This is a genomic window from Croceicoccus estronivorus (assembly GCF_001625325.1).
Classification (GTDB): domain Bacteria; phylum Pseudomonadota; class Alphaproteobacteria; order Sphingomonadales; family Sphingomonadaceae; genus Caenibius; species Caenibius estronivorus.
Map to the genome: position 1 here is coordinate 1 of NZ_JRQQ01000022.1, position 1,103 is coordinate 1,103.

A 1,103-nucleotide genomic window follows, 5' to 3' on the forward strand; every position below is an offset into this window, starting at 1 on the left:
ATGAAGACGCGCGCAGCGGTAGCTTTTGAGGCTTGCCGTCCGTTGGAGATAGTGGAGCTTGATCTTGCGGGTCCGCGGGAGGGCGAGGTTCTGGTTGAGATCATGGCGACGGGGATTTGCCATACGGATGCCTATACGCTGGACGGACTGGACAGCGAGGGGATATTCCCCGCGGTTCTGGGACATGAGGGAGCCGGCGTCGTCCGGGAGGTCGGCGCCGGCGTAACCTCGGTCAAGCCTGACGATCACGTCATTCCGCTGTACACGCCGGAATGCCGCCAGTGTAAGTCGTGCCTGTCGGGCAAGACCAACCTGTGCACCGCGATCCGCGCGACGCAGGGACAGGGGCTGATGCCCGATGGGACCAGCCGCTTTTCCTACAAGGGGCAGACGATCTATCACTACATGGGCTGTTCGACGTTTTCGAACTTCACGGTCCTGCCCGAGATTGCGGTTGCCAGGATCCGCGAGGACGCACCGTTCGAGACGAGTTGCTATATCGGTTGCGGGGTGACGACCGGAGTTGGCGCGGTGGTCAATACGGCCAAGGTGCGTCCCGGGGACAATGTCGTCGTGTTCGGTCTGGGGGGGATCGGGCTGAACGTGATCCAGGGGGCGAAGCTGGCCGGGGCGGACCGGATCGTCGGGGTGGACATCAACAGCGACAAGGCGGAATGGGGCCGCCGGTTCGGGATGACCGACTTCGTCAATCCGAAGGATGTGGGCGATGTTGTTGCGACGCTGGTCAACATGCTGGACGGCGGGGCGGACTATTCGTTCGATTGCACGGGCAATACGGATGTGATGCGTCAGGCGCTGGAATGCTGCCATCGGGGCTGGGGGACCTCGATCATCATTGGGGTGGCCGAAGCGGGCAAGGAGATCAGCACGCGGCCGTTTCAGCTTGTCACCGGGCGCAACTGGCGGGGGACGGCGTTTGGCGGGGCGAAGGGGCGCACCGATGTGCCGCGGATCGTCGACTGGTACATGGACGGCAAGATCCAGATCGATCCCATGATAACCCACACCCTCGCACTCGAAGACATCAACAAGGGCTTCGAGCTCATGCACCAAGGCAAATCTATCCGAACCGTCGTCGTCTT

General features: G+C 62.4%; 1 protein-coding gene. It reads left to right on the forward strand.

Annotated elements, in window-relative coordinates; all coding sequences use genetic code 11:
* The coding region (locus MB02_RS17280) for an S-(hydroxymethyl)glutathione dehydrogenase/class III alcohol dehydrogenase (protein ID WP_067540872.1) at positions 1-1,103 on the forward strand (1,103 nt) is incomplete at its 3' end.